The organism is Streptococcus oralis, from assembly GCF_006175905.1.
GTDB classification, from domain to species: Bacteria; Bacillota; Bacilli; order Lactobacillales; family Streptococcaceae; genus Streptococcus; species Streptococcus oralis_BG.
The window spans coordinates 769,182-795,658 of the sequence record NZ_SSNB01000001.1; the positions used below are offsets into that span (position 1 = coordinate 769,182).

Annotated in this window: 28 protein-coding genes; 18 read left to right on the forward strand and 10 right to left on the reverse strand. The window is 42.6% G+C overall.

The window, feature by feature from the left end:
* Positions 1-114: 114 nt before the first annotated feature.
* The 7 genes from E7Y33_RS03820 (at position 115) to E7Y33_RS03850 (ending at position 6,316) form a co-directional block, all read left to right on the forward strand.
* The gene (locus E7Y33_RS03820) at positions 115-810 is read left to right on the forward strand and encodes an AzlC family ABC transporter permease (protein ID WP_000659756.1); all 696 of its coding nucleotides are present in this window, start codon (positions 115-117) and stop codon (positions 808-810) included.
* Positions 800-1,123: an AzlD domain-containing protein gene (locus tag E7Y33_RS03825; protein ID WP_139689694.1), complete on the forward strand. Its 324-nt coding sequence runs from the start codon at positions 800-802 to the stop codon at positions 1,121-1,123. Before E7Y33_RS03820 ends, E7Y33_RS03825 begins: the two co-directional genes overlap by 11 nt.
* 102 nt (positions 1,124-1,225) lie before the next feature.
* A complete protein-coding gene (locus E7Y33_RS03830) occupies positions 1,226-2,068 on the forward strand; it encodes an amino acid ABC transporter substrate-binding protein (protein WP_139689695.1) in 843 nt (280 codons plus the stop codon).
* Positions 2,069-2,221: 153 nt separating this feature from the next.
* On the forward strand, positions 2,222-3,076 hold the full coding sequence (locus E7Y33_RS03835; protein WP_000694533.1) for a MetQ/NlpA family ABC transporter substrate-binding protein: 855 nt from the start codon (positions 2,222-2,224) through the stop codon (positions 3,074-3,076).
* Positions 3,077-3,194: 118 nt separating this feature from the next.
* Positions 3,195-4,568, forward strand: a complete 1,374-nt coding sequence (locus E7Y33_RS03840; RefSeq protein ID WP_139689696.1) for a M20 family metallopeptidase — start codon at positions 3,195-3,197, stop codon at positions 4,566-4,568.
* Positions 4,561-5,622: a methionine ABC transporter ATP-binding protein gene (locus tag E7Y33_RS03845; protein WP_139689697.1), complete on the forward strand. Its 1,062-nt coding sequence runs from the start codon at positions 4,561-4,563 to the stop codon at positions 5,620-5,622. Before E7Y33_RS03840 ends, E7Y33_RS03845 begins: the two co-directional genes overlap by 8 nt.
* 1 nt (position 5,623) lies before the next feature.
* Positions 5,624-6,316, forward strand: a complete 693-nt coding sequence (locus tag E7Y33_RS03850) for a methionine ABC transporter permease (protein ID WP_000137507.1) — start codon at positions 5,624-5,626, stop codon at positions 6,314-6,316.
* A 28-nt stretch (positions 6,317-6,344) separates the two neighbouring features.
* Here the strand turns inward: E7Y33_RS03850 and E7Y33_RS03855 are convergent, their stop codons facing one another.
* On the reverse strand, positions 6,345-6,914 hold the full coding sequence (locus tag E7Y33_RS03855; RefSeq protein WP_139689698.1) for an MptD family putative ECF transporter S component: 570 nt from the start codon (positions 6,912-6,914) through the stop codon (positions 6,345-6,347).
* A gap of 133 nt (positions 6,915-7,047) precedes the next feature.
* Here E7Y33_RS03855 and E7Y33_RS03860 point away from each other — a divergent pair, with 133 nt between their 5' ends.
* From E7Y33_RS03860 to nrdI, 5 genes are all read left to right on the forward strand, one after another.
* Entirely contained in the window at positions 7,048-7,662 is a 615-nt protein-coding gene (locus E7Y33_RS03860; RefSeq protein ID WP_139689699.1) for a YesL family protein, read from the forward strand.
* On the forward strand, positions 7,640-9,310 hold the full coding sequence (locus E7Y33_RS03865; protein ID WP_139689700.1) for a sensor histidine kinase: 1,671 nt from the start codon (positions 7,640-7,642) through the stop codon (positions 9,308-9,310). Before E7Y33_RS03860 ends, E7Y33_RS03865 begins: the two co-directional genes overlap by 23 nt.
* A gap of 11 nt (positions 9,311-9,321) precedes the next feature.
* A complete protein-coding gene (locus E7Y33_RS03870) occupies positions 9,322-10,608 on the forward strand; it encodes a response regulator transcription factor (RefSeq protein ID WP_139689701.1) in 1,287 nt (428 codons plus the stop codon).
* Positions 10,609-10,667: 59 nt separating this feature from the next.
* Positions 10,668-11,201, forward strand: coding sequence for an ABC transporter permease (locus tag E7Y33_RS03875; protein ID WP_139689702.1), 534 nt, complete (start codon positions 10,668-10,670; stop codon positions 11,199-11,201).
* Between the two features lie 76 nt (positions 11,202-11,277).
* The gene (gene nrdI, locus E7Y33_RS03880) at positions 11,278-11,748 is read left to right on the forward strand and encodes a class Ib ribonucleoside-diphosphate reductase assembly flavoprotein NrdI (protein ID WP_095726318.1); all 471 of its coding nucleotides are present in this window, start codon (positions 11,278-11,280) and stop codon (positions 11,746-11,748) included.
* Positions 11,749-11,829: 81 nt separating this feature from the next.
* Here the strand turns inward: nrdI and E7Y33_RS03885 are convergent, their stop codons facing one another.
* From E7Y33_RS03885 to argS, 3 genes are all read right to left on the reverse strand, one after another.
* Positions 11,830-13,092 carry an NRAMP family divalent metal transporter gene (locus E7Y33_RS03885; RefSeq protein ID WP_076984269.1) on the reverse strand — a complete coding sequence of 421 codons (1,263 nt, stop codon included), beginning with the start codon at positions 13,090-13,092 and terminating at the stop codon, positions 11,830-11,832.
* A gap of 200 nt (positions 13,093-13,292) precedes the next feature.
* Positions 13,293-13,538 (reverse strand): hypothetical protein, encoded by a 246-nt coding sequence (locus tag E7Y33_RS03890; protein ID WP_000084865.1) that lies wholly within the window; start codon positions 13,536-13,538, stop codon positions 13,293-13,295.
* Positions 13,539-13,868: 330 nt separating this feature from the next.
* Positions 13,869-15,557 (reverse strand): arginine--tRNA ligase, encoded by a 1,689-nt coding sequence (gene argS / locus E7Y33_RS03895; protein ID WP_139689703.1) that lies wholly within the window; start codon positions 15,555-15,557, stop codon positions 13,869-13,871.
* A 156-nt stretch (positions 15,558-15,713) separates the two neighbouring features.
* Here argS and argR point away from each other — a divergent pair, with 156 nt between their 5' ends.
* Positions 15,714-16,160 carry an arginine repressor gene (gene argR, locus E7Y33_RS03900; RefSeq protein ID WP_004239711.1) on the forward strand — a complete coding sequence of 149 codons (447 nt, stop codon included), beginning with the start codon at positions 15,714-15,716 and terminating at the stop codon, positions 16,158-16,160.
* 50 nt (positions 16,161-16,210) lie between these two features.
* Entirely contained in the window at positions 16,211-18,745 is a 2,535-nt protein-coding gene (gene mutS, locus E7Y33_RS03905) for a DNA mismatch repair protein MutS (protein ID WP_139689704.1), read from the forward strand.
* Positions 18,746-18,785: 40 nt separating this feature from the next.
* Here mutS and E7Y33_RS03910 read toward each other — a convergent pair whose 3' ends face one another.
* Together E7Y33_RS03910 and E7Y33_RS03915 are read right to left on the reverse strand one after the other, a co-directional pair.
* Positions 18,786-19,244 (reverse strand): DUF3021 domain-containing protein, encoded by a 459-nt coding sequence (locus E7Y33_RS03910; protein ID WP_139689705.1) that lies wholly within the window; start codon positions 19,242-19,244, stop codon positions 18,786-18,788.
* Positions 19,241-19,681 (reverse strand): LytTR family DNA-binding domain-containing protein, encoded by a 441-nt coding sequence (locus E7Y33_RS03915; RefSeq protein WP_139689706.1) that lies wholly within the window; start codon positions 19,679-19,681, stop codon positions 19,241-19,243. The genes E7Y33_RS03910 and E7Y33_RS03915 overlap by 4 nt, the downstream gene beginning before the upstream one ends.
* A 208-nt stretch (positions 19,682-19,889) precedes the next feature.
* Between E7Y33_RS03915 and mutL the strand changes: the two genes are divergently transcribed.
* On the forward strand, positions 19,890-21,839 hold the full coding sequence (gene mutL, locus E7Y33_RS03920; RefSeq protein ID WP_139689707.1) for a DNA mismatch repair endonuclease MutL: 1,950 nt from the start codon (positions 19,890-19,892) through the stop codon (positions 21,837-21,839).
* A 35-nt stretch (positions 21,840-21,874) separates the two neighbouring features.
* On the opposite strand, the gene E7Y33_RS03925 is transcribed toward mutL, so the two are convergent.
* Together E7Y33_RS03925 and E7Y33_RS03930 are read right to left on the reverse strand one after the other, a co-directional pair.
* The gene (locus E7Y33_RS03925) at positions 21,875-22,396 is read right to left on the reverse strand and encodes an RDD family protein (RefSeq protein ID WP_000769794.1); all 522 of its coding nucleotides are present in this window, start codon (positions 22,394-22,396) and stop codon (positions 21,875-21,877) included.
* The gene (locus E7Y33_RS03930) at positions 22,380-22,883 is read right to left on the reverse strand and encodes a helix-turn-helix domain-containing protein (protein WP_000761364.1); all 504 of its coding nucleotides are present in this window, start codon (positions 22,881-22,883) and stop codon (positions 22,380-22,382) included. Before E7Y33_RS03930 ends, E7Y33_RS03925 begins: the two co-directional genes overlap by 17 nt.
* A 159-nt stretch (positions 22,884-23,042) precedes the next feature.
* On the opposite strand from E7Y33_RS03930, the gene ruvA reads away from it, so the two are divergent.
* The 3 genes from ruvA to E7Y33_RS03945 are packed head-to-tail and all read left to right on the forward strand — an operon-like array spanning position 23,043 to position 24,881.
* Positions 23,043-23,636: a Holliday junction branch migration protein RuvA gene (gene ruvA / locus E7Y33_RS03935; RefSeq protein WP_139689708.1), complete on the forward strand. Its 594-nt coding sequence runs from the start codon at positions 23,043-23,045 to the stop codon at positions 23,634-23,636.
* Positions 23,637-23,645: 9 nt separating this feature from the next.
* Positions 23,646-24,206, forward strand: coding sequence for a DNA-3-methyladenine glycosylase I (locus tag E7Y33_RS03940; protein ID WP_139689709.1), 561 nt, complete (start codon positions 23,646-23,648; stop codon positions 24,204-24,206).
* The gene (locus tag E7Y33_RS03945) at positions 24,207-24,881 is read left to right on the forward strand and encodes a CPBP family intramembrane glutamic endopeptidase (RefSeq protein WP_139689710.1); all 675 of its coding nucleotides are present in this window, start codon (positions 24,207-24,209) and stop codon (positions 24,879-24,881) included. It begins immediately after the preceding gene.
* Positions 24,882-24,923: 42 nt separating this feature from the next.
* Here the strand turns inward: E7Y33_RS03945 and E7Y33_RS03950 are convergent, their stop codons facing one another.
* Together E7Y33_RS03950 and E7Y33_RS03955 are read right to left on the reverse strand one after the other, a co-directional pair.
* Positions 24,924-25,961 carry a S66 family peptidase gene (locus tag E7Y33_RS03950; RefSeq protein ID WP_139689711.1) on the reverse strand — a complete coding sequence of 346 codons (1,038 nt, stop codon included), beginning with the start codon at positions 25,959-25,961 and terminating at the stop codon, positions 24,924-24,926.
* Positions 25,962-26,121: 160 nt separating this feature from the next.
* On the reverse strand, positions 26,122-26,469 hold the full coding sequence (locus E7Y33_RS03955) for a TfoX/Sxy family protein (RefSeq protein ID WP_139689712.1): 348 nt from the start codon (positions 26,467-26,469) through the stop codon (positions 26,122-26,124).
* Positions 26,470-26,477 lie beyond the last annotated feature (8 nt).

Sequence of the window (26,477 nt, forward strand, 5' to 3'; positions counted from 1 at the left end):
CTAGCTTCAAGTTTCAAACTCTAAACTTTTTTCCCTTATTTGAATATGTTATAATAGTCCGTGCTGTGGCTGTGATAACGAACAGCCTCAATTGGAGAGAATATGAGGAGAAGGATGAAAGAAAAAGGATTTTGGGAAGGTGTACAGGCGGCCATGCCGACTGCCCTTGGCTATGTCAGCATTGGTCTGGCTTGTGGGATTATCGGTGCGCCCTATGTGACACCTGTTGAGATGGGCTTGATGAGCCTCTTTGTTTATGCTGGGAGCGCCCAGTTTGCCATGTTAGCATTGATTGCGGTCCAAGCACCTGTCGCAGCTATTGCTATGACGGTCTTTTTGATCAACTTGCGCCTCTTTTTGCTGAGCTTGCATGCATCGACCTATTTCCGTCATACTAGTCTCTGGCAAAATATCGGTATGTCTAGCCTCTTGACAGATGAGACTTACGGGGTTTTGATGGGAGAATTAGCCCATACAGACAAGGTCAATCCTATGTGGATGCATGGGAACAATCTCAACAGCTATGTAGCTTGGTTTGTGGGGACAGTAGTCGGAACAGCTCTAGGTGGACTCCTACCAAATCCAGAAATTTTTGGTTTAGATTTTGCCCTTGTGGGAATGTTTATCGGGATTTTTGCTTCGCAGTTCCAGATTATGCAAAGACGGATTCCTGTCCGCAATCTGCTGAAGATCCTAGCAGTTGTTACGGTGTCTTTCTTTTTGCTCTTGACAGTGGTGTCTCAGTCACTAGCTGTTCTGTTTGCGACGCTACTTGGTTGTACGATGGGGGTGCTTTTAGATGGTCAGTAAATATCTTTTGTTAGCCATTATCTTTTCGGGCCTAGTGACTTGGGTTCCCCGTATGATTCCTTTCATCTTGGTCAAGTACAAGGGGTTGCCAGCTATCGTAGAGCGATTTTTGAAGTTCTTGCCTGTCTCTATCATCTTTGCCTTGATTCTTTCAAGTGTGGTGTCAGGTAAGGTTGGGAGCCTTCCTCAGATCAAGTGGTTGGACTTCTTGGCAGTCTTTCCAACGGTTTGGGTAGCCTTTCGCTACCGCAATCTAGTTGCTACAGTTCTCTTTGGAGTGGTCTTGATTGCAGTCTTGCGTCTGGTCTTTTAGCCAGCCATAAGAAAAACCTATCACCGAGATAGATATCATATAATGGCGTAAATTCCTTTTTTCTGTTAAGATAATACAGTATTCTATTTTGGAGGAAATGACATGAAAAAAATCGTTAAATATTCATCTCTTGCTGCCCTAGGGCTTGTTGCCGCAGGTCTACTAGCAGCTTGCTCAGGTGGAGATAAGAAAGATGCAGCATCAGGTGAAGCAACATCTGGTAAAAAAGAAATCGTCGTAGCAACTAACGGTTCACCAAAACCATTTATTTATGAAGAAAATGGTGAATTGACTGGTTACGAGATTGAAGTGGTTCGCGCGATCTTTAAAGACTCAGACAAGTATACTGTCAAGTTTGAAAAGACAGAGTGGTCAGGTATTTTCCCAGGACTTGATAGTGACCGTTATCAAATGGCTGTTAACAACCTCAGCTATACCAAAGAACGTGCAGAAAAATACCTTTACGCAGCACCAACTGCTAAAAATCCTAACGTTCTCGTTGTGAAGAAAGACGACGATAGCATCAAATCTCTCGATGATATCGGTGGAAAATCTACTGAAGTTGTTCAAGGAACAACCTCAGCTAAACAATTGGAAGCATACAACACAGAACATGCGGACAATCCAACGGTTCTTAACTACACTAAGGCAGATTTCCAACAAATCATGTCTCGTTTGAGTGATGGACAATTTGATTACAAGATTTTTGATAAGATTGGTGTTGAGACAGTTATCAAAAACCAAGGTTTGGACAATTTGAAAGTCATCGAACTTCCAAGCGACCAACAACCTTATGTTTACCCACTCCTTGCTAAAGGTCAAGATGAGTTGAAATCATTTGTGGACAAACGCATCCAAGAACTCTACAAAGATGGAACACTTGAAAAGCTATCTCAACAGTTCTTTGGTGATTCTTACCTACCAGCAGAAGCTGACATCAAATAAGTTTGTAAATCATCCATTCTGATTAAAATGGGTGATTTCTCAATTTTTAGGTATATAGTTTCAAACTATATGTCTGCCTATCTAATAACAATTTGCTAAATCAAATAAAGTATGAGATACTATTACGGTATTATTTTTAAAGGAGATAGAATCATGAAAATTAAAAAATGGCTCGGTGTAGCAGCTCTTGCTACAGTCGCAGGTTTGACTCTTGCAGCTTGCGGAAATTCAGAAAAGAAAGCAGACAACGAAACAGTTGTCAAAATTGCAACAGTTAACCGTAGCGGTTCTGAAGAAGCGCGTTGGGATAAAATCCAAGAATTGGTTGAAAAAGATGGAATTAAATTGGAATTCACAGAGTTCACAGACTATTCACAACCAAACAAGGCAACTGCTGATGGCGAAGTAGACTTGAATGCTTTCCAACACTACAACTTCTTGAACAACTGGAACAAAGAAAACGGGAAAGACCTTGTAGCGATTGCAGATACCTACATCTCACCAATCCGCCTTTACTCAGGTAAAAATGGGGAAGAAAACAAGTATACCAAAGTGGAAGAAATCCCAGATAACGGTGAAATCGCCGTACCAAACGATGCAACAAACGAAAGCCGTGCACTTTACTTGCTTCAATCAGCTGGCTTGATCAAATTGGATGTTTCTGGAACTGCACTTGCAACAGTTGCTAACATCACAGAAAATCCAAAGAACTTGAAGATTACTGAATTGGACGCTAGCCAAACAGCTCGTTCATTGTCATCAGTTGATGCTGCCGTTGTAAACAATACCTTCGTTACAGAAGCAAAATTGGACTACAAGAAAGCACTCTTCAAAGAACAAGCTGATGAAAACTCAAAACAATGGTACAACATCATCGTTGCGAAAAAAGATTGGGAATCATCACCTAAGGCTGATGCCATCAAGAAAATTATCGCAGCTTACCACACTGATGAAGTGAAAAAAGTTATCGAAGAAACATCAGACGGTTTGGACCAACCAGTTTGGTAATAAGACACAGGGAGGTGGGAGAGAGTTTCCACCTCTTGCTTTTGTATAGAGAGTTGATTTTAAAGAGGCACTTGTTGTCGTTTTGAGGACGCAAGTACGTAGTAGAAAGAGAGAGAAAATGGTTTTTCCTAGCGAACAAGAGCAGATTGAAAAATTTGAGAAGGATCATGTGGCCCAACATTATTTTGAAGTCTTGCGCACCTTGATTTCCAAGAAATCAGTCTTTGCCCAACAGGTTGGACTCAAGGAGGTCGCAAACTATCTGGGTGAGATTTTCAAGCGTGTAGGGGCTGAAGTGGAGATTGATGAGAGCTACACGGCTCCCTTTGTCATGGCGCATTTCAAGAGTTCACGTCCGGATGCCAAGACCTTGATCTTCTATAATCACTATGACACCGTGCCAGCGGATGGCGACCAAGTATGGACAGAGGATCCTTTTACCCTTTCTGTGCGAAATGGTTTTATGTATGGACGTGGTGTTGACGACGACAAAGGCCACATCACAGCTCGTTTGAGTGCTTTGAGAAAGTATATGCAGCACCACGATGACCTCCCTGTCAATATCAGCTTTATCATGGAAGGGGCAGAGGAATCTGCTTCCATGGATCTAGATAAGTATTTAGAGAAACACGCAGATAAACTTCGTGGAGCGGACTTGCTAGTCTGGGAACAAGGAACCAAAAATGCCTTGGAACAGCTAGAAATTTCTGGTGGAAATAAGGGGATTGTGACCTTTGATGCCAAGGTGAAAAGTGCGGACGTGGACATTCACTCGAGTTATGGTGGTGTTGTGGAGTCAGCATCATGGTATCTTATTCAGGCCTTAAGTAGTCTACGCGCTGCAGATGGTCGTATCTTGGTCGAAGGTTTGTACGAGGATGCCCAAGAGCCGAATGAACGGGAACTAGCCTTGGTGGATACCTACGCCCAACGCAATCCTGAGGAAATTAGTCGCATTTACGGCTTGGAATTGCCTCTCTTACAAGAGGAGCGCGCTGCCTTTCTCAAACGATTCTTTTTCGAGCCCGCCCTCAATATCGAAGGAATCCAGTCTGGTTATCAAGGTCAGGGTGTTAAAACGATTTTGCCAGCAGAAGCCAGTGCTAAGTTAGAGGTTCGTCTGGTTCCTGGCTTAGAACCGCATGATGTTCTGGAAAAAATTCGGAAACAGCTAGACAAAAATGGCTTTGATAAGGTAGAATTATACTATACCTTGGGAGAGATGAGCTATCGAAGCGATATGAGCGCACTAGCCATTCTCAACGTAATCGAGTTGGCCAAGAAATTCTATCCACAGGGCGTATCGGTCTTACCGACAACAGCGGGAACAGGACCTATGCATACGGTCTTTGATGCCCTAGAGGTACCTATGGTGGCCTTCGGTCTAGGAAATGCTAATAGCCGAGACCATGGCGGAGATGAAAACGTGCGAATCGCCGATTATTACACCCATATTGAATTAGTAGAGGAGCTGATTAGAAGCTATGAGTAGAGATATTATCAAGTTAGATCAGATCGATGTGACTTTTCATCAGAAGAAGAGAACCATCACAGCGGTCAAGGATGTGACCATTCACATCCAAGAAGGGGATATCTACGGTATCGTTGGATATTCTGGAGCAGGAAAATCCACTTTAGTTCGGGTGATTAACCTCCTGCAAAAACCATCTGCAGGCAAAATTACCATTGACGACGATGTGATTTTTGATGGTAAGGTTACCTTGACTGCAGAGCAGTTGCGTCGGAAGCGTCAAGACATTGGGATGATTTTCCAGCATTTTAACCTGATGAGTCAAAAGACAGCAGAGGAAAATGTGGCCTTTGCCCTCAAACACTCTGGGCTCAGCAAGGAAGAAAAGAAAGCCAAAGTGGCTAAGTTGTTAGACTTGGTTGGTTTGGCAGATCGTGCTGAAAACTACCCTTCTCAACTATCTGGAGGGCAAAAACAGCGTGTGGCCATTGCGCGTGCCTTGGCAAATGATCCGAAAATTTTGATTTCAGACGAGTCAACTTCTGCCCTTGACCCTAAGACAACTAAGCAGATTTTGGCTTTGTTGCAAGATTTGAACCAAAAATTAGGCTTGACCATTGTCTTGATTACACACGAAATGCAGATTGTCAAAGACATTGCTAATCGTGTGGCAGTCATGCAGGATGGTCGTTTGATTGAAGAAGGCAGTGTCCTTGAAATCTTCTCAGACCCTAAACAACCTTTGACACAGGACTTTATCTCAACAGCTACAGGTATTGACGAAGCCATGGTCAAGATTGAGAAGCAAGAAATCGTAGAACATTTATCTGAGAACAGTATCTTAGTGCAGCTCAAGTATGCAGGGGCTTCGACAGACGAGCCACTTTTGAATGAATTGTACAAACATTACCAAGTAACGGCTAATATCCTCTATGGGAATATCGAGATTCTCGACGGCACTCCTGTCGGAGAATTGGTTGTGGTCTTGTCAGGTGAAAAAGCAGCGCTAGTAGGTGCTCAAGAAGCCATCCGTCAGGCTGGTGTACAGTTAAAAGTATTGAAGGGAGGACAGTAAAATGACAGAGTTGATTCAAACTTATCTACCAAATGTCTATAAGATGGGCTGGGCTGGTCAAGCAGGCTGGGGGACAGCCATTTACCTAACTCTTTATATGACAGTTCTTTCCTTTATTATCGGAGGGTTCTTGGGGCTGGTGGCAGGTCTCTTCCTTGTCTTGACAGCGCCAGGTGGTGTCTTGGAAAATAAGGTTATCTTTTGGATTTTAGACAAGATTACCTCTATTTTCCGTGCGGTTCCCTTTATTATCCTCTTGGCAATCATGTCGCCACTGTCTCACTTGATTGTCAAAACAAGTATCGGGCCAAATGCAGCCCTTGTCCCCCTTTCTTTTGCGGTCTTTGCCTTCTTTGCCCGTCAGGTGCAGGTTGTCTTGGCTGAGTTAGATGGTGGTGTCATTGAGGCGGCTCAAGCGAGCGGAGCAACCTTCTGGGATATCGTGGGTGTTTATCTATCAGAAGGTTTGCCAGATTTGATTCGTGTGACGACAGTGACCTTGATTTCCCTTGTTGGAGAAACAGCCATGGCGGGAGCAGTTGGTGCTGGTGGCATCGGTAACGTGGCCATTGCCTATGGATTTAACCGTTACAATCACGATGTGACCATCTTGGCGACTATCATTATCATTTTGATTATCTTTACGATCCAGTTCTTGGGAGATTTCTTGACCAAGAAACTAAGTCATAAATAAAAAGAGCCGGAGGGCTCTTTTTTAGTGATTAGATCTTGTGTGTAAGCTTTTTACTAATGGCTTGCCCAATAACAGCACCCATCAAGGCACCTAGGAGGATGCTTGAAACAAAGAGAAGGATTTTGTCCAACTCTGGAGCGACCATGATACGGTCAATGTATTCTTGGGATTTCCCACGCGCAAGTAAGGTAGCCACGTAAGCTTTGGGACGGATCCACATGAGGAAGATAGGGCCACTTGTGCTAAAAGCAAAAACGAGGAAGGAGAGGGTGTTTTTGATTTGGTCTTTGTAGCTGCCGAGACGAGCGATGGCATCTGCTGCAAGACCACAGACGAGTCCTGGGAGAAAGGCACCAGCGCCATGTTTGCTCGCTAGGAAGAAAAGTGCCATAAAAAGTCCTAGAGTGGTGATAGCGCCAAAACGAGGGACCTTCGTCAAAAGAAGCATGTAGACACTGCCACCGACAAGGGCAGCAAAGGCAGGTGCGTAGAACATATTGCCTGTTTGGTCGACCAGGTGTCCTAGGAAGACTCCAATCCCTACACAGAGGAAATAGAGGACGACAGCTAAGAGGGTGGTTAAGATATTTTTCTTCATGAGTTTCTCCTTGATATAAACTAACAAAATCAATTGTATCACGCTTTTTGAGGATTGTAAATGGGAGTTCTATATTTTTGAAAACGCTTGAAATATGATATAATAGTTACATCGTTAGTTTAAGGAGAGTAGCATGGGAAAGTTTCTAGAATTCGTCTTTAATCGTATCTTTTTGGGAATGATTGCGACGGCTTATTTCTGTCTATTAACACTAGCAGGAGGAGTGATCTTTGGTTTGGCCCCAGCTAGTGCTACCCTGATGAGTTTGTATGCGGAACATGGTTATACCTATCGAGCCTACCATTTGAAGGAAGCTTGGGAATTGTATAAGAGCAATTTTGTCAAGAGTAATCTGGCTTTCTATAGTTTCGTGTTTGTGGATCTTGTCCTAGTTTATGGTTTGTATCTTCTAGTTCAATTGCCCCACCAGACGATTTTCCACCTTTTGGCGACCTTTCTCAACGTCCTTGTAGTTGCTCTTGTCTTTCTAGCCTATACTGTTTCCTTGAAACTTCAGGTGTACTTTGATTTGTCCTACCAAAATACCTTGAAACTGTCCCTTATCGGTATTTTTATGAGCTTACCTGCGATTGCCAAGGTTTTACTCGGGTCCGCTCTCCTTATAGGAGTTGGTTATTATATGCCTGCCTTGCTCTTTTTTGTAGGAATTGGAATGTGGCATTTCTTTATCAGTGATATGTTGGAACCTATTTATGAAAGTATCCATGAAAAATTGGCGACAAAATAGAATGAAGCAGTTTTGGCTTCACTCTCTTTTACGGATTTATAGCCTCGTTATGATCATCATCATTGCTAGTTTTGCGGTGATGATTTCCTATGCTGACTGGGACTCGCGTGAGAAAGAGGCCCAACGGGTTGCAGAACGTGTGACCACTCGGACAGTGAGTGAAGTGGAATATTATCACAGAGAGTCAACTCAACTTGCTCAGTCTTTGGTTGAAAATCAGGCCCGCATCGAAGGAATTTACAAGTATTTCAGTCTCAGCACACCAGACTATTTCTATTGGCAATTAGAACGTAAAACTTCGCCTTATATCTCGGTTTCCCTGTATGAAAATATTGATGATCTCTATGTTCGGAATGATTTTGTGACTGGAGTGGCTATTGTTCTTCAGGACTATAAGGAAGTGTATGTTTCGACTAGAGAAAAACGCAGTGGGGAGAAAGTTCCTGCGGAGGGTTTTAAGCCGACAGCCAATAGTTTTGCCATTCCTGTTTCTGATCCTGTGTCTGACAAGGATTTAGGAGTGATCTATATCTCCCTATCCCCGGATGTTTTACATGGAGCTATTGACAATACAAGGGGCCATATCCCAATGGCTGTAACAGTAACTTCGCCTTTTGAGACTGAGATGTTCCATATTGGGGAGAAGGTATCAGCTGAGCGAGAAAACTGGTTTGTAGGTGTCACCTCTCACGGTTATCAGGTTCGAGTTGCTGTTCCTAAAAATTTTGTTCTTACAGGAACTTTGACGAGTTCAGCTGTCATTATTGGGCTAAGTATTCTCTTTATCATCATTTTGTACGTGACTCTTAGACAGACTTTTTCAAATTACCAAAAGCAGGTCGTAGACCTAGTAGATTCGATCGAGGTGATTGCTCAAGGAGAAGAAGGCCTTCGAATCGATACATCTGAAAAAGGCCAAGAGTTGCTTCTCATTGCAGAAACAACCAATGATATGTTGGATCGCCTGGAAAAAAATATCCATGATATCTATCAGCTAGAGCTCAGTCAAAAAGATGCCAATATGCGAGCCCTGCAAGCTCAAATCAATCCTCACTTTATGTACAATACTCTGGAGTTTTTACGGATGTATGCTGTCATGCAAAGTCAGGATGAACTGGCAGATATTATCTATGAATTTAGTAGCTTGTTACGCAACAATATCTCCGACGAGCGGGAAACCACGTTGAAGCAAGAGTTGGAATTTTGCCGAAAATATAGCTATCTCTGTATGGTTCGCTATCCAAAGTCAGTAGCTTATGGCTTTAAGATCGCGCCAGAATTAGAAAATATGAAGATTCCCAAGTTTACGCTCCAACCATTGGTTGAAAACTACTTTGCCCACGGTATTGACCACCGTCGAACAGACAATGTCATCAGCATCAAGGTCTTGAAGGGTGAGGGATTTGTTGAAATCCTGGTAGTCGATAATGGTCGTGGCATGCCTGCTGAAAAATTAGCTGCCTTGCAAGAGAAATTAGCTCAGAGAAGTTTTGAGCACGAGGCAAGCTACAGCGGTGAGCGGCAGTCAATCGGAATAGTGAATGTACACGAACGCTTTGTCCTCTATTTTGGGGATCGCTACCAAATCAGTGTAGAGTCAGCTGAGCAAGAAGGTGTTCGCTATCGAATCACTATCCAGGATGAATAGAAAGGGTAGAAATGTATAAAGTTTTATTAGTAGACGACGAGTACATGGTGACAGAGGGGCTCAAGCGCTTGATTCCCTTTGAAAAATGGGATATGAAAGTCGTCGCAACAGCCAATCATGCCGACGATGCTCTGGGCTATGTCAAGCATCATCCGGTTGATGTGATTATTTCGGATGTCAATATGCCGGATAAAACAGGACTGGATATGATCAAGGAGATGAAGGAGATTCTCCCAGATGCCTATTATATCTTGCTGTCTGGCTATCAGGAGTTTGACTATGTCAAGAAAGCAATGAACCTGAGTGTCGTAGATTATCTAGTGAAGCCAGTGGATAAGGTTGAGTTGAGTCATTTATTAGAAAAAATTGCGAGCCAACTTCAGGAAAAGGTGGAGCAAAGCCAGACTCTCAGCCAAGAATTGGATGAAGAAGGCTTTGTCAACTTCTTAGCGGGTAAAGATAACTGGTGGATAGGCCTTTCCAAGGAAAAACAAGGTTCTTTCACTATTCCTTACTATGTTTTAGGTCAAGACTGGCAGATTTTCATCTCTGATCAACCACTAGATGGAATCGTAGTGACGCCTTTTGGAGCGCCCTACCAACAAGCCTTTGAAAAATGGAAGATCAACGCAGAAAAAGCCCTCTTTTACGGTTCTGTCAATTTAGAAAAATCCGAGAGTCTATTTGCCTATTACGAACCGATTTACCGCGTGATTATCCAAGGAAATATTAATCAAATCATCGAAGAATTGACCCTGCTGGAGAAGGTTGTCTTAGAGAATACACCGCGCGTGGCGATCACCAAACAACTCTTCACCCAATTTGTCATGGATGTCTTCCACTTGTTTGAGCATCTAAAAGCGGATGATATGACCGAGATTGTCAAAGCCATCCATGCTATTAACTCCTTTGAAGAGTTGGTTGCCTACATCAAAGCAACCTTGACCAAGTTCTTTGGCCAGTATCGTATGAATGAAAATGTGGTCAGTGTTCTAGAGGTGATCGGCCGCGATTATCAAAAAGAGTTATCACTTAAGGACATCAGCAAGGATCTCTTTATCAACCCAGTCTACCTCGGTCAGCTGATTAAGCGAGAAACCAACTCGACCTTTGCAGAACTGCTCAACAAACAGCGAATTAAGGCAGCGCAACAGCTCTTGCTTTCAACCAATGATAGTATTGAAGATGTTTGCTATGCCGTTGGTTACAGTAACGTCGGCTATTTTTACAAAGTTTTCCGTAAATTGTGCGGAAAATCACCAAAAGCTTACCGAAAACAAGTCGAGACAGGCCTGTAAGAATTGTATTTCTGTACGAAAAATGCTATAATGTCCAAAAGGATTTATAGGAGGATAATATGAAAAAGAAACCAATTTATCTCTGGATTTTGTTAGTCCTATCAGCACTCATTTCTGCTTCGTCATTATTTGGCATCTTGGGCCCAGTCCCTAGCAAGGAAGCTCTTCGTGCTAGCCTATCTAATAGTGGGTCTCTTACTGCTCAGCAAATAGAAGACACGGTTAACTATACCTACCAAGTAACAGCATCATCGCACTCAATTTTTAATATAGTTTTGATTGTTTTATCTGCAATTTTAGTTGTAGTAGCTTTTGTATTTCTCCTACGTAAAAATGTGCAATTCGCAAACTATGCTTATATTGGCTATGTTCTACTAGCGATTGTTGGTTTGGTTTATAGCTATATGAACGTTCAAGATGCGGTTCAATTAATCAAAGATTCTACCCTCGGCCTAGGAATGGGAGCATTAGCACAAGGAACGAATATTTTGTTCATCATTATCAATGTTCTCTTTTTAGCCTTAGTCTTTTACAAGATGTGGCGCCAGCAAAAAGATTTGGCTGAGGAAGTCGAAGCAGAGGAAGTTGCCTAAGTATTGACAAAAGAGAACTATCAAGTTACAATCTTGGTAGTTCTTTTAATATCCAAAAATAAAAATCGAGGTCAATATGAAAAAAATATCTTTAGTTTATATCAGTTTGAGTGGGAATACAGAGAGTTTTGTAACCCGACTTAAGGACTATCTCTTGTCTGAGCACGAAGGGATTGAGGTCCAAAAGATCCATATCAAGGATTTGGTCAAGGAAGGGAAAGATTTCTTTGAGATGGACCATCCCTATGTCGCTTTCTTACCGACCTATCTGGAAGGTGGAAATGGTGTCGACAACGGCGATGTTGAGATTTTAACGACTCCAGTGGGTGATTTTATTGCCTATGGAGATAATGCCAGTAAGTGTTTTGGCGTAGTGGGATCTGGCAATCGCAATTTTAATAACCAATACTGTTTGACTGCCAAGCAGTACAGTCAGCGCTTTGGTTTCCCTGTTCTAGCAGATTTTGAAATGAGAGGCATGCTGGAAGATATTAAAAAGGTCGCAGCGATTATCGCGGACTTGTATGAGTTAGAAACAGAAAAATAAAGTAGTACTGAGGGGCAGTTGAGATTTTCAACTGCTTTTGAGTATGCAAAAAGCACCCCCGTAAGGGTGCCATTTTATATACTATCCTGCTTTTCCGATGGCAAGTGCATAGATAAAGAAAATAGCAAAGCCAAAGAGAAAAATCAATCCTGCGATAGCAAGGAGTTTTAGCCAGGAAGGAAGATTTTTATTCTCACGTGTCACCAATACATAGTTCAAAAGAGCGAAGAATGGTGTTGTTAGGAAAGAACCGATCATGGCAAAGCGAAGCATGGTTGAAACTTGTCCAGCAAAGAATTTAATAATTACGATACCAATGATAGCGGTAATGGTCATCCAGATGTTCAAAGATTTGCGAGTATCCTCTTTTTGACGAATCAAGAGTCGTAGCGATTCCTGATTGACACGAGAGTAGCCATCGATAACGGTGATGACCGTTCCAAAGATACAGAGAAAGGCGATAAAGGTAATCAAATAACGAGACCATTCTCCAAGAACAGAGGCATACATACCCACAAACTGAGAAATGTACTTGGCTGAAGCGGCTTCAACTGCTTGTCCTGTAGGATACTGAATAAGCGCTCCTAGTGCCACGAAGAATACAGCTAGGATAGCAGTTCCAATGTAACCAACGTTAAAGTCGAAAAGGGCGTCCTCTGTATTAAAGTTGACAGTCTTTTTCTTTTCAGCAGACCAGAGTGAATTGATGGCTGAAATTTCAATAGGAGCAGGCATCCATCCTAAGAGGGAAACGATGAAAGGGAGGGCCGCCATTTGCCAAGGTGTCTTTTCGACAAAATCAGAGCTGTATTCTGGATGCTTAATTGCTGCAATGATAACTGCAAGAACAGTTGCAATAGTCAAAGCGGACATGATCCATTTTGCCATACCATCCAATAGTTTGTAGCCACCAAAGAGTAGCATGGCCCAAATGACTGCAACAAGGATAAGGGACCATTGAGTGATGCTAAGTCCAATCATTGGGAAGGCGCTAGCGATGATGGCTGAGCAAAGGATAGCGACTCCAGCTGTATTGACCATAGCAGAGAAGACATTGAGGACAAAGAAAATCCAGAGATAGAACTTGCCTTTTTCAGCGTAGCCTTCGACCAAGGTTTTACCAGTATCAGCAGTATATTCTGCACCAAAACGGAAAAATGGATATTTAAAAACATTGGCCAAGATAACCAATAGGAGTAGTGACCAACCATAAGAACCACCAGCTTGAGTAGAGGATACAATGTGAGAACCTCCAACGGCAGCAGAAGCCATCAGGATTCCTGGCCCCATTGCCTTTAGTTTGCTTGCCCAGGTTGACTGGTTTGATAACGTAACTTGTGACATAATAAACGCTCCTATTTTTGAATTTTCAGAATAATCTGAATAGATAGCTACTATTCTACAAAAAACTTAAAAGAAATGCAAGGCCATTTTGAAAAAATATAGAAAATTACAGAAAAATTTTACATGCATTAATGAAATTTCTCCAAGGAGAATATGGTAAAGCCTAAAAAAATCCGAGAAGAAAGCTTCTCGGATTTCGGTTATTTCAATTGATCTGTGACGTCTTTTGAGAGCAACATTCCCAGATGGTAAGTTTTATTGATATGTGCAATGACATCATTGATATTTTCAGTCGTGTGAATTTTCTCTTTGATGTCAGACCTAAATGTCTCGTCCTTCAAGAGTTGCTCTTGGTAGAGTCTTTGAAGTCTTTCCTTCTCGTACTTATTGAGCAGAAAAAGGAAAACCAAGCTAAGTACAACGAGAATATAAGCATATTGGCTCATAAGGAATCTCCCAGTGTGATAAATAGTAAAAGTGAATAAATTGTTTCATTGAAATGCTACAATGCTGAACAAAATATAAATGTTATCTTGCCTCAATCTTTCAGATCGCTTTCAAGTAATTTAAAAGATTACGACATGAGCCTAACCAAATCGATATTATTTGGTTAGGTGAATTAGTGAAGTGTTTAGGCAACTCGTACTGGTTACGACGTCATGGGCTCTAAATCGATTATATTTAGGGGCCATGACTAGTGAAGCGCCTAGCCAAATCCCTGATAGGATTTGGCGTTAGTTACTTAGATTGCTCCGCAATCAAGTAACTTTGGCGATTTACATCTTCTCTGGTGCTTCTACTCCGAGCAAACGAAGAGCTTCTTTGAGGACCACTGCGGTTGCGTAGCTGAGGGCCAGACGACTGTCGCGCTCAGGACTTTCATCTAGGATACGTGTATGTGCATAATATTTGTTAAATGCTTGAGCCAAACTAATCGCAAATTTCGCAATGATAGAAGGTTCAAAGTTATCTGCTGCACGATTGATAATACGTGGGAAGTCTTGGAGTAGTTTAATGATTTCCCAGCTTTCAGCATCGTTCAAGCTGTAGTTGCCCGCTGTATCTGGTTTGAAATCGGCTTTGCGCAAGATAGATTGGATACGAGCGTAGGCGTATTGAACGTAAGGTCCAGTTTCCCCTTCAAAGGATACCATAGCTTCAAGGTCGAAGTCATATCCATTTGTACGGTCGGTCTTAAGATCATAGAACTTGATAGCCCCAACTCCAACAGCGTGGGCAACCTGGTCTTTATTTTCTAACTCAGGATTTTTCGCCTCGATTTGGGCCTTGGCACGACTAACAGCCTCTGCAATAGTAGGCTCTAGCAAGATGACATTTCCTTTACGAGTAGAGAGTTTTTTCCCTTCTTTTGTTACCAATCCAAACGGAACATGGACAATGTCTTGGCTCCAATCGTAGCCCATCTCTTGTAGTACTGCCTTGAGTTGTTTGAAGTGGGCAGATTGCTCTTGGCCGACAGCATAGACATTTTTAACAAAGTTGTATGTACGAGCACGGTAGATGGCTGTTGCGATATCACGAGTGATGTAGAGAGTAGCGCCATCTGATTTTTTAATCATAGCAGGTGGCAAATCGAAATCATCCAAGTTGACAATGCAAGCCCCTTGAGACTCTTCTAGCAAGCCTTTTTCTTCCAAGATTTGTACGGCTTCATCCATCTTGTCATTGTAGAAGGCTTCACCGTTTAAGCTATCAAATTCAACACCGAGAAGTTTGTAGATGCGGTTGAATTCGACCAAACTTTCATCACGGAACCATTGCCAAAGTTCAGTTGCTTCGGGATCACCATCTTCTAGTTTTTTGAACCAGAGGCGACCTTCATCATCGAGAGCCTTGTCAGTTTCGATTTCTGCATTGATGCGAACGTAAAGTTTCAACAATTCATCGATTGGGTTGGCTTCAATGGCTTCTTTAGATCCCCACTTTTTATAAGCAACCATGAGAAGACCAAACTGTTTCCCCCAGTCTCCAAGGTGGTTGATTTTAATGGTTTTGTAGCCCATCTTCTTAAAAATATTAGAGAGGGCATCTCCGATAACTGTTGAACGCAAGTGGCCGACTGAGAAGGGTTTGGCGATATTGGGACTAGAAAGGTCAATCGTAATATTTTGCTCTTGGCCTTCCGTTTGCTGGGCGTAGTCAGCACCTTTTTCGATGACTTCTTTGATAACTGCACCAGAAATAGCAGATTTATCAAGGAAAAAGTTTACATAAGGACCCGTTGCTACCACTTTTTCAAAGGCTTGGCTGTTGATCTTTGCAGCAATATCGGCAGCAATCACTTGCGGTGCCTTGCGTTCGACCTTGGCTAGTGAGAAAGCAGGGAAAGCGATGTCTCCCATATCTGAATTTTTAGGTTGTTCTAGTAAATTGAAAATAGCCTCTTGGTCCAGGCTATCGATGACGCTAGCCAATTCGCCAGCAATCAGTTTTTTTGTATTCATAAGTAGGCTCCTTTTGGGCTTTTCTTCTATTTTAACACAATTTACTACATTTTTTGAGAAAGAAGAGAATTTTTTTGAATTCTCTATTTTTTTTGGTATAATATGGTTATAAAATAAATGAAAAATTTATTATAAATATTCGTTTAAGAGGATAATATGAGAAAAAGAGAACGGCATCAGTTGATTAAAAAGATGATCGCTGAAGAAAAACTTGGGACACAAAAAGAGATTCAAGATCGTCTAGAAGCTCAGAATGTCTATGTGACGCAAACGACTTTGTCACGTGATTTGCGTGAAATCGGCTTGACCAAGATCAAGAAAAATGATATGGTGTATTATGTACTAGCAAATGAGACAGATAAGATTGATTTAGTTGAGTTTTTGTCTCATCATTTAGAAGGAGTTGCAAGAGCAGAATTCACCTTGGTACTTCATACAAAACTTGGGGAAGCTGCAGTCTTAGCAAACATTGTAGATGCAAACAAGGATGAATGGATTTTAGGAACGGTTGCTGGTGCTAATACCTTATTGGTTATTTGTCGAGACCAGCACGTTGCCAAGCTGATGGAAGATCGTTTGCTAGATTTGATGAAAGATAAATAAGGTCTTGGGAGTTGCTCTCAAGACTTATTTTTAGCAAGGAGAGACGGAAAATGGCAACAGAAAAGCTATCACCCGGCATGCAACAGTATGTGGATATTAAAAAACAATACCCAGATGCTTTTTTGCTTTTTCGGATGGGTGATTTTTACGAGTTGTTCTATGAAGATGCAATCAATGCAGCACAGATTTTAGAAATTTCCTTAACAAGTCGGAATAAAAATGCAGAAAATCCGATACCCATGGCAGGAGTCCCCTATCATTCTGCCCAGCAGTATATCGACGTATTGATCGAGCAGGGCTATAAGGTGGCCATAGCCGAGCAGATGGAAGATCCCAAACAAGCAGTGGGGGTTGTCAAGCGAGAGGTGGTCCAGGTCATCACACCTGGTACAGTAGTTGATAGCAGTAAGCCCGATAGTCAGAATAATTTTTTGGTTGCCTTAGATCGTGATGGCAATCAATTTGGTTTAGCTTATATGGATCTGGTGACGGGTGATTTTTATGTGACAGGTTTATTGGATTTCACGCTAGTTTGTGGGGAAATTCGTAACCTCAAGGCTCGTGAAGTGGTGCTGGGTTATGACTTGTCTGAGGAAGAAGAACAAATTCTCAGCCGTCAGATGAATCTGGTGCTTTCCTATGAGAGGGAAGGTTTTGAGGATATTCATTTACTAGATTCACGACTGGTAGCTGTGGAGCAAGCGGCAGCTAGTAAGCTACTCCAGTATGTTCATCGGACCCAGATGCGGGAATTGAACCACCTCAAACAAGTTATCCGCTATGAAATCAAAGATTTCTTACAGATGGACTATGCGACCAAGGCTAGTCTGGATTTGGTTGAGAATGCCCGTTCAGGCAAGAAGCAGGGGAGTCTTTTCTGGCTTTTGGATGAAACCAAAACGGCTATGGGTATGCGGCTCTTACGTTCTTGGATTCATCGTCCTTTAATTGATAGGGAACGAATCGTCCAACGTCAAGAGGTGGTGCAGGTCTTTCTTGACCACTTCTTTGAGCGTAGTGATTTGACAGACAGTCTCAAGGGTGTTTATGATATCGAACGCTTGGCTAGTCGAGTTTCTTTTGGCAAGACCAATCCCAAGGATCTCTTGCAACTGGCGACTACCTTATCTAGTGTGCCACGGATTCGAGCGATTTTAGAGGGAATGGAGCAGCCTGCTCTAGCCTATCTCATCGCACAGCTTGATGCCATTCCGGAGTTGGAGAGCTTGATTAGCACAGCGATTGCCCCTGAAGCCCCTCACGTGATTACGGAAGGTGGTATTATTCGGACGGGATTTGATGAGACCTTGGATAAATACCGTCGTGTCCTCAGAGAAGGTACGAACTGGATTGCAGAGATTGAGGCTAAGGAGCGAGAAAACTCTGGCATCAGCACGCTCAAGATTGACTACAATAAAAAAGATGGTTACTATTTCCATGTGACCAATTCGCAACTTGGAAATGTGCCAGCCCACTTTTTCCGCAAGGCAACGCTGAAAAACTCAGAACGCTTCGGTACCGAGGAATTAGCTCGGATCGAGGGAGATATGTTGGAGGCGCGTGAGAAGTCAGCCAACCTAGAGTACGAAATCTTTATGCGTATCCGAGAGGAAGTCAGCAAGTACATCCAGCGTTTGCAGGCTTTAGCCCAAGGAATTGCGACAGTTGATGTCCTGCAAAGTCTCGCAGTTGTGGCTGAAAACCAGCATTTGATTCGACCAGAGTTCGGAGAGGATTCACAAATCGCTATCCAGAAAGGACGCCATGCTGTCGTCGAAAAGGTTATGGGGGCTCAGACCTACATTCCAAACAGTATCCAGATGTCAGAAGATACCAGTATTCAACTGATTACAGGGCCCAACATGAGCGGGAAATCAACCTATATGCGTCAGTTAGCTATGACTGCGGTTATGGCCCAGATGGGTTCTTACGTGCCAGCAGAAAGTGCCTACTTACCGATTTTTGATGCAATCTTTACTCGCATCGGAGCGGCAGATGACTTGGTTTCAGGTCAATCAACCTTTATGGTGGAGATGATGGAGGCTAACAATGCCATTTCGCATGCGACCAAGAACTCTCTCATTCTCTTTGATGAATTGGGACGGGGAACGGCAACTTATGACGGGATGGCTCTTGCCCAGTCCATCATCGAATACATTCATGAACATATCGGAGCCAAGACCCTCTTTGCGACCCACTATCATGAGTTGACCAGTCTGGAGTCTAGCTTGGAACACTTGGTCAATGTCCACGTGGCAACCTTGGAGCAGGATGGGCAGGTGACCTTCCTTCACAAGATCGAACCAGGACCTGCTGATAAATCCTACGGTATCCATGTTGCTAAGATTGCTGGTTTACCAGCAGAACTTTTAGCAAGGGCAGATAAGATTTTGACACAACTGGAGAGCCAGGGACAAGAAAGTCCAACTCCGATGAGGCAAACTAGCGCCGTCACGGAACAGATTTCTCTCTTTGATACTCCAGCAGAACATCCTATCCTAGCAGAATTAGCTCAACTGGATGTTTACAACATGACACCTATGCAGGCTATGAATGTCTTAGTCGAGTTCAAGCAAAAATTATAAAAAGAGCCCACTCATGCATTTGTGAGTGGGTTTTTCTCTATTACTTTTTATGGGCCAAAAGTTGATTGATGTGGTCCACTTTTTTAGCTTCTCTTTTATAGAGGATAGTCCAGATGATAAGGTAGACAACCGCAAACTCTGGAATGAGCTGGAGATAGAAAATCCAGTGGAAGGGGAACCAACCAGCCAGAGTTGCTAGTGGGACAAAGCCAGCTAGCATGAGGAAGAAATGGGAAAGTGTGGCACGGAGCAAGCTCCAGTCACGGCTGAATAAGCGACTGCCAAAGCTAAAGAGAACGCCGATAGCTGACCAGATGATCATACAGTAGAGCAAGATCAAGGCACCATGAACCTGATGTTCCACCATCACTTGTCCGACTAGAGACTCGGGACTAAGTGGGGCATAGGTATTTGGTGCATAAATGAGTGAAAAGAGGATAGAGAGGATGAGGCCGATAAGAACACCAGTGGCTGCATCGTGAAAGATTTGTTTTTTCATAGTTCTAATTTCTCCTTGATGGTTTTTAGGTAACGGCGTGAAGAGTAGGTGAAGCTTTCGTTTTTTAAGAAAATTTCGACCAGGCCGTTGGGGGTTAGTTTGAGATGAGAAATCGAGTCGATATTGATGATTTCAGATTGGGAAATTTGGATAAAAGTGGTCGGTAGAATTTCAAGCACTTGATAGAGTCGCAAATCAATGGTATAGGTCTGAGATGCAGTTTCTGCTAGAACCTTGCGATTCTCTATATAGAAGCGCTGAATCTTGCCAATTTCAACTAGATAGACTTGATCTTCAATCTTTCCTTTGATTGTTTCTTTTTGGTCAAGATTTTCAGCGAACTCGATGACTTTCTGGACTTTTTCGGTCGGCTGAGGAGTTTGGACAATCAGCTTTTCCTCCTCGTAAGTCTCCTTAATCTGTAGTTCTACTTTCATAAATTTCCCTCCTTTTCAGTTATACAAGGTTGTGATCACTTCCTGTACACCTTTATTAAACACTATTTTACGACCCATGGCAAGAGCTTTTGTCTATGTGGAGAGATTTGGAGTCTATGTGGTATTTGCTTTTTCTGATAGTATCTGAAATATGGTATAATAGCACTAATCAATTTCTAGGAAAATAGATACAGAAAGGGGCTGAAAGATGTCTCATATTATTGAATTGCCAGAAGTGTTGGCAAACCAGATCGCGGCAGGAGAGGTCATTGAACGTCCTGCAAGTGTGGTCAAAGAGTTGGTAGAAAATGCCATTGATGCGGGTTCTAGCCAGATTATCATTGAGATTGAGGAAGCTGGTCTCAAGAAAATTCAAATCACTGATAATGGTCATGGAATTGCCCACGATGAGGTGGAATTGGCCTTGCGTCGTCATGCGACCAGTAAGATAAAAAATCAAGCTGATCTCTTTCGAATTCGGACGCTTGGTTTTCGTGGTGAAGCCCTGCCTTCGATCGCTTCTGTCAGTGTCTTGACTCTGTTGACGGCGGTGGATGGTGCAAGTCATGGGACTAAGTTAGTCGCGCGTGGAGGTCAAGTAGAGGAAATCATACCAGCGACTAGTCCTGTGGGGACCAAGATTTGTGTAGAGGACCTCTTTTTTAACACGCCAGCTCGTCTCAAGTATATGAAGAGCCAGCAGGCGGAGTTGTCTCATATCATTGATATTGTCAACCGTCTGGGCTTGGCTCATCCTGAGATTTCTTTTAGCTTGATTAGTGATGGCAAAGAAATGACACGAACAGCTGGAACTGGTCAACTGCGTCAAGCCATTGCAGGAATTTACGGTTTGGCTAGTGCCAAGAAGATGATAGCCATTGAGAATTCGGATCTAGACTTTGAAATTACAGGTTTTGTGTCCTTGCCGGAGTTGACTCGAGCTAATCGCAACTATATCAGCCTCTTCATCAATGGGCGATATATCAAGAACTTTCTGCTCAATCGTGCTATTCTTGATGGTTATGGCAGCAAGCTCATGGTGGGACGCTTTCCGCTGGCTGTCATTCACATCCATATCGACCCTTATCTAGCGGATGTCAATGTGCATCCGACCAAGCAAGAAGTGCGAATTTCCAAGGAAAGAGAGCTAATGGCTCTGCTCTCAGAAGCTATTTCTAACAGTCTCAAAGAGCAAGCCTTGATCCCTGATGCCTTGGAAAATCTTGCCAAGTCGACCGTGCGCAATCGTCAAAAGGTGGAGCAGACCATTCTCCCGCTCAAAGAAAATACGCTTTACTATGAAAAAACGGAGGTAACTAGAGCCAGTCAAGCTGAGGTGGCTGATCATCAGGTTGAATTAACTGAGGAAGGGCAGGATTTAACCTTGTTTGCCAAGGAAACCTTGGAGCAACTGACCAAGCCAGCAAAACTGCATTTTGCAGAGAGAAAGCCTGTCAGCTATGACCAACTAGATCACCCAGAGTTAGATCTTGCCAGTCTCGATAAGGCCTATGACAAGCTGGAGCGAGAAGAAGCATCCAGCTTTCCAGAGTTGGAATTTTTCGGGCAAATGCACGGGACCTATCTCTTTGCCCAAGGTCGAGATGGACTCTATATCATTGACCAGCATGCGGCTCAGGAACGGGTTAAGTACGAGGAATACCGTGAAAGCATCGGCAATGTTGACCAGAGTCAGCAACAACTTCTAGTGCCCTATATCTTTGAATTCCCAGCAGATGATGCCCTTCGTCTCAGGGAAAGAATGCCTCTCTTAGAGGAAGTGGGTGTCTTTTTAGCAGAGTACGGAGCCAACCAGTTTATCCTACGTGAACATCCTATTTGGATGGCAGAGGAAGAAATCGAGTCTGGTATCTATGAAATGTGTGATATGCTGCTCTTGACCAAGAAAGTTTCGATCAAGAAATACCGAGCAGAGTTGGCTATCATGATGTCCTGCAAGCGGTCTATCAAGGCCAACCATCGTATCGATGACCACTCAGCCAGACAGCTCCTTTATCAGCTTTCTCAATGTGACAATCCCTATAACTGTCCACATGGCCGTCCTGTTTTGGTGCATTTTACCAAGTCGGATATGGAAAAGATGTTCCGACGCATTCAGGAGAATCATACCAGCCTCCGAGAGTTGGGGAAATACTAAACCTTATAGAAAATCAAACAGCCCTAGTTATAAAACTAGAGCTGTTTTGAATTTTTGAGCTGAACTTGTGTTCCAGCAAGCAAATCAGCTGGATGACGTTTGTCCTTGCGAAGGAGTCCCATCAGCAGAAAAATCAAGAAGAGAATCCCTGCTGAGGTTGACAAGAAAATTGACAGAGCATCTGCTTGATAAGCACTACGAATAGCTCCCATATGTCCCAACTGCCAAGGGAAAAACTTGATAGCAGAGCGCAAAAGGCTGTGGGAAAGGCTCCTATGCTTGTAAATCAGCTGTAAACCTGCCCAACGCTTGCCAAAACTTCCTTTTCTATAGTCGAGCCAAGCAAAGATGATAGTTAGGGGCAGAACCGAGCTAGAAAAAGCCAGAAGTTGGCTCTGGGCTTCAGTGAATACGGGAACGCCTCCTAGAACTAGATTGTAAAAGCCCATAGCTAGTAAAAATAAAGAAATGAGGTAGCCCGAGATAAAGAGCCAGTCTCCAATCAGCTCTTTCAGACGAGTTTTGATAGGTATGGGATTGTCAGTTTTTAGTTTCATCTTTAGCACCTTCTTTCTTAAAATCATCAAGGCATATAACCTTGTCCAGATACTTTTGCTTAATCTTTAGCGCCTTGTTAATAGCAATTGCAGAAGCGATTAAGAGAACGAAGGTTAGCCAGATCAAAGCGGTGAATTCGGCTGGAAAACTAGAACCGGCTAAAAAGAGATAGATAGCCAGAGCCAATACGAAAATATAAATCACTTGCCAAAGACCAAAGGATTTAACCTCTTTATAGTAGTTGTCCTTGTCTTCCTCCAAAATCACTGCCGTTGAAGATTTTTCAGAGTTTTCATCCAGTAAGAGATAGTCAGTTGTCACTTGAAAAATCTTGCTTAATTCAATAATTTTTTCGATTTCAGGAAGTACTTGTCCAGACTCCCATTTGGAGATGCTTTGCCGAGAAACATTGATTTGTTCTGCTAGTTTTTCTTGGGACCAACCTTTTTCCTTTCTGAGCTCAAATAGTTTTTCTGCGAGTTTCATTATTCTATCCTCCTTTTTCTACTTCTATCCTAACAATTTTTACTTATAATGAGAATACAATCTCTTGTACTATTTGTCAACCAGAGGTTGCACCTTTTGTTGCAGTCTGTCTTGGGGAAATATGGTATACTAGATAGGCAAAACAATGGAGAAAAAATTATGTACGAATATCTTAAAGGAATCATTACCAAAATCACTGCTAAATATATCGTCCTTGAGGCAAATGGTATCGGCTATATCTTGCATGTAGCCAATCCTTATGTCTACTCAGGTCAGGTCAATCAAGAAACTCAGATTTATGTGCACCAAGTTGTACGTGAGGATGCCCATCTGCTTTATGGTTTTCGCTCAGAAGATGAGAAAAAACTCTTCCTCAGTCTGATTTCGGTCTCAGGGATTGGTCCTGTTTCAGCTCTTGCAATCATTGCTGCCGATGACAATGCTGGCCTGGTTCAAGCCATCGAGACTAAGAACATCACCTACTTGACCAAGTTCCCTAAAATTGGTAAGAAAACAGCCCAGCAAATGGTTCTGGACTTGGAAGGCAAGGTAGTCGTGGCTAGTGATGACCTTCCTGCCAAAGTCGCTGTGCAAGCCAGTGCTGAAAATCAAGAACTGGAAGAAGCTATGGAAGCCATGCTGGCGTTAGGCTACAAGGCAACAGAGCTCAAGAAAATCAAGAAATTCTTTGAAGGAACGACGGATACAGCAGAGAACTATATCAAATCTGCCCTTAAAATGTTGGTCAAATAGGAGAAGAGTATGCCAAAACGTTGTTCGTGGGTCAAGATGACCAATCCGCTCTACATCGCCTACCACGACCAGGAGTGGGGACAGCCTCTTCATGATGACCGCGCTCTTTTTGAACTGCTCTGTATGGAGACTTATCAGGCTGGTCTATCTTGGGAAACGGTACTAAACAAACGCCAAGGATTCCGAGAAGCATTTCATGGCTATCAAATTCAGGCGGTCGCGGAAATGACAGATGGGGAGTTGGAAGCCTTGTTAGATAATCCAGCTATCATCCGAAATCGAGCCAAGATTTTTGCGACACGTGCCAATGCCCAAGCATTTTTACAAGTCCAGGAAGCATATGGCTCCTTTGATACCTACCTCTGGTCTTTTGTCAATGGACAAACCATCATTAATGATGTTCCTGACTATCACCTAGCGCCTGCTAAAACAGCCTTGTCTGAGAAATTAGCCAAAGATCTCAAAAAACGGGATTTCAAGTTCACAGGCCCAGTTGCCGTTTTATCTTTTCTTCAGGCTGCAGGTCTGGTTGATGACCACGAGAATGATTGTGAATGGAAGGGGAATTAAATGATGTCTAACAAAAATAAGGGAATTCTGATTTTTGCGATTCTCTATACAGTTCTCTTTGTATTTGATGGAGTTAAATTGCTGGCTTTCTTGATGCCATCTGCTATTGCAAATTATCTAGTTTATGTAGTACTAGCTCTATATGGCTCTTTCTTGTTTAAGGATAGATTGATCAAACAATGGAATGAGATTAGAAAGACTAAAAGGAAATTCTTCTTTGGCGTCTTAACAGGATGGCTCTTTCTCTTTCTGATGACTTTTGTCTTTGAATTTGTATCAGAGATGTTGAAGCAGTTTTTTGGGCTAGTCGGACAAGGTCTAAACCAGTCGAATATTCAAAGCACCTTTCAAGAACAACCGCTACTGATAGCAGTTTTCGCCTGCATCATTGGACCATTTGTGGAAGAACTCTTTTTCCGTCAGCTTTTATTGCATCACTTTCAAAAACGGTTGCCAGGTTTACTAAGCATTATTCTGGTAGGACTTGTTTTTGCTCTGACTCATATGCACAGTTTGGCTTTATCAGAGTGGGTCAGTGCAGTCGGTTATCTAGGTGGAGGCATTGCGTTTTCTATTATTTATGTGAAAGAAAAGGAGAATGTCTACTATCCCCTACTTGTTCACATGTTAGGCAATAGCCTTCCCTTGATTAGTTTAGTTATCAGTAGTATGTGACGTTTTAGTAGTTATACAAGAGAAAAAGCTGAGAAACTTATCTCAGCTTTTTTTGTTATAGTCAAAGCGAATGACTTGCTCCTGTGCATCCACATAAGCTTGGACGCCAAAGGGCACAATGGCTCTTGGAGTTGCGTGGCCGACATTTAGATTATAGACAATTGGGATATTGCTGTCAACGATGCTCATTAGTGCCTCTTTATAGTCGTCATAGAAGGCTTCATCCATAGGTTTTCCGACCAATAGTCCACTGATGACATCAAATATCCCAGTTTCTTTCAAAGCCTGCAACATTTTTTTGAAATCATCAGGTTCAGGCTTTTCTTGACTTGTTTCTAGCAATAGAATCTTTCCTTCCCAGTCGGATAAGTCAGGGAAAAGTTTGTATTTTTGGCAGAGGTCTGTGCTATCTGCGTGTAGAGAGTTGTCAAAAATATCATAGAGAGACTCAAGACAACCACCGAGGATTTCTCCCTCAAACTGAGCATTGCCTTGTAACAAGTCAAAACCAGTATTTACATGGCTGACACGAGGTGTTCCCAAAGCTTTGGGACTGAAGTCAGTTCTTTCCTCATACCAAACGTCACTAGGTCGAATCTCTGAGATTCTTCCCGTCTCAATCAATTCTTTAAAGTAGTGGAGGCTATAGGGCAACATCTCCTTGTCCAATTCACAAATGTCTGCTAGGAAGGATTGCCCATAAAAAGTCTTGATTCCTAGTTTATGCAACATAAGGTGGTTCATAGTGGTATCCGAGAAGCCAAGAAAAATCTTTGGTTTGATAACCTTTTGGAGTTGGTCCTTTTCAAAAAGATAAGGTAGCAAGCGATAGGTATCGTTTCCACCAATGGCGCATAGAATCATGTCTATGCTATCATCAGAAAAAGCCTGCATCAAATCCTCTGCACGCGCTTCAGGATGGTCCTTGATAAAGTCTAAACCTTTTAACGAATGGGGCAAAAAGATAGGATTGAGTCCGAGGTCCTTGAGACGTTGAATACCCAGGTCCACTTCGTGCTTGACAAAGTCTTCACCCATAGTCCCACTAGATAAACTTATAATACCAATAGTAGAAGTCATATATTATCCTCCTAGAAAAAATTGATGCTATTGTATTACAAAAGATGAGGGAAAACAACAAGAATTAGAGTCAGAAGTGCTATTGAATCTCAAGAAAGCAAGTGAAAAAGCAACCGCCTATGCAGTTGCTTTTCGTTTTTCTAATCTCGCTAGATATGAGTTACTTGGTCAACTCTTGATTATAGGAGAGGGCTAAATCAATCCAGTAAGGAAGTTCTTTTTGACCTTCTATATCTAGGTCTATATAGCCACGATAAGGTCGTCCTCTCATCAATGTAGTATGGGCTCCTGTTCGGGGTAGAACTTGCTTTTCCGTTTCTTTGCCAATTCTCACCATAACCAGCTCGTCCTTTCTGGAACTGACTGTAAGGACCATTTTCCCACGAATCATAAAGGCAAGGCCACCAAACAGTTTCTTTTCTTCTAGCTCTTCTTCGAAAATTTGGGGAGGAAGTTTGAGTGCTAGAATTTTTCGAATCTGCTGTGCTAAGGATTGACTATATGCCATAGCGTTTC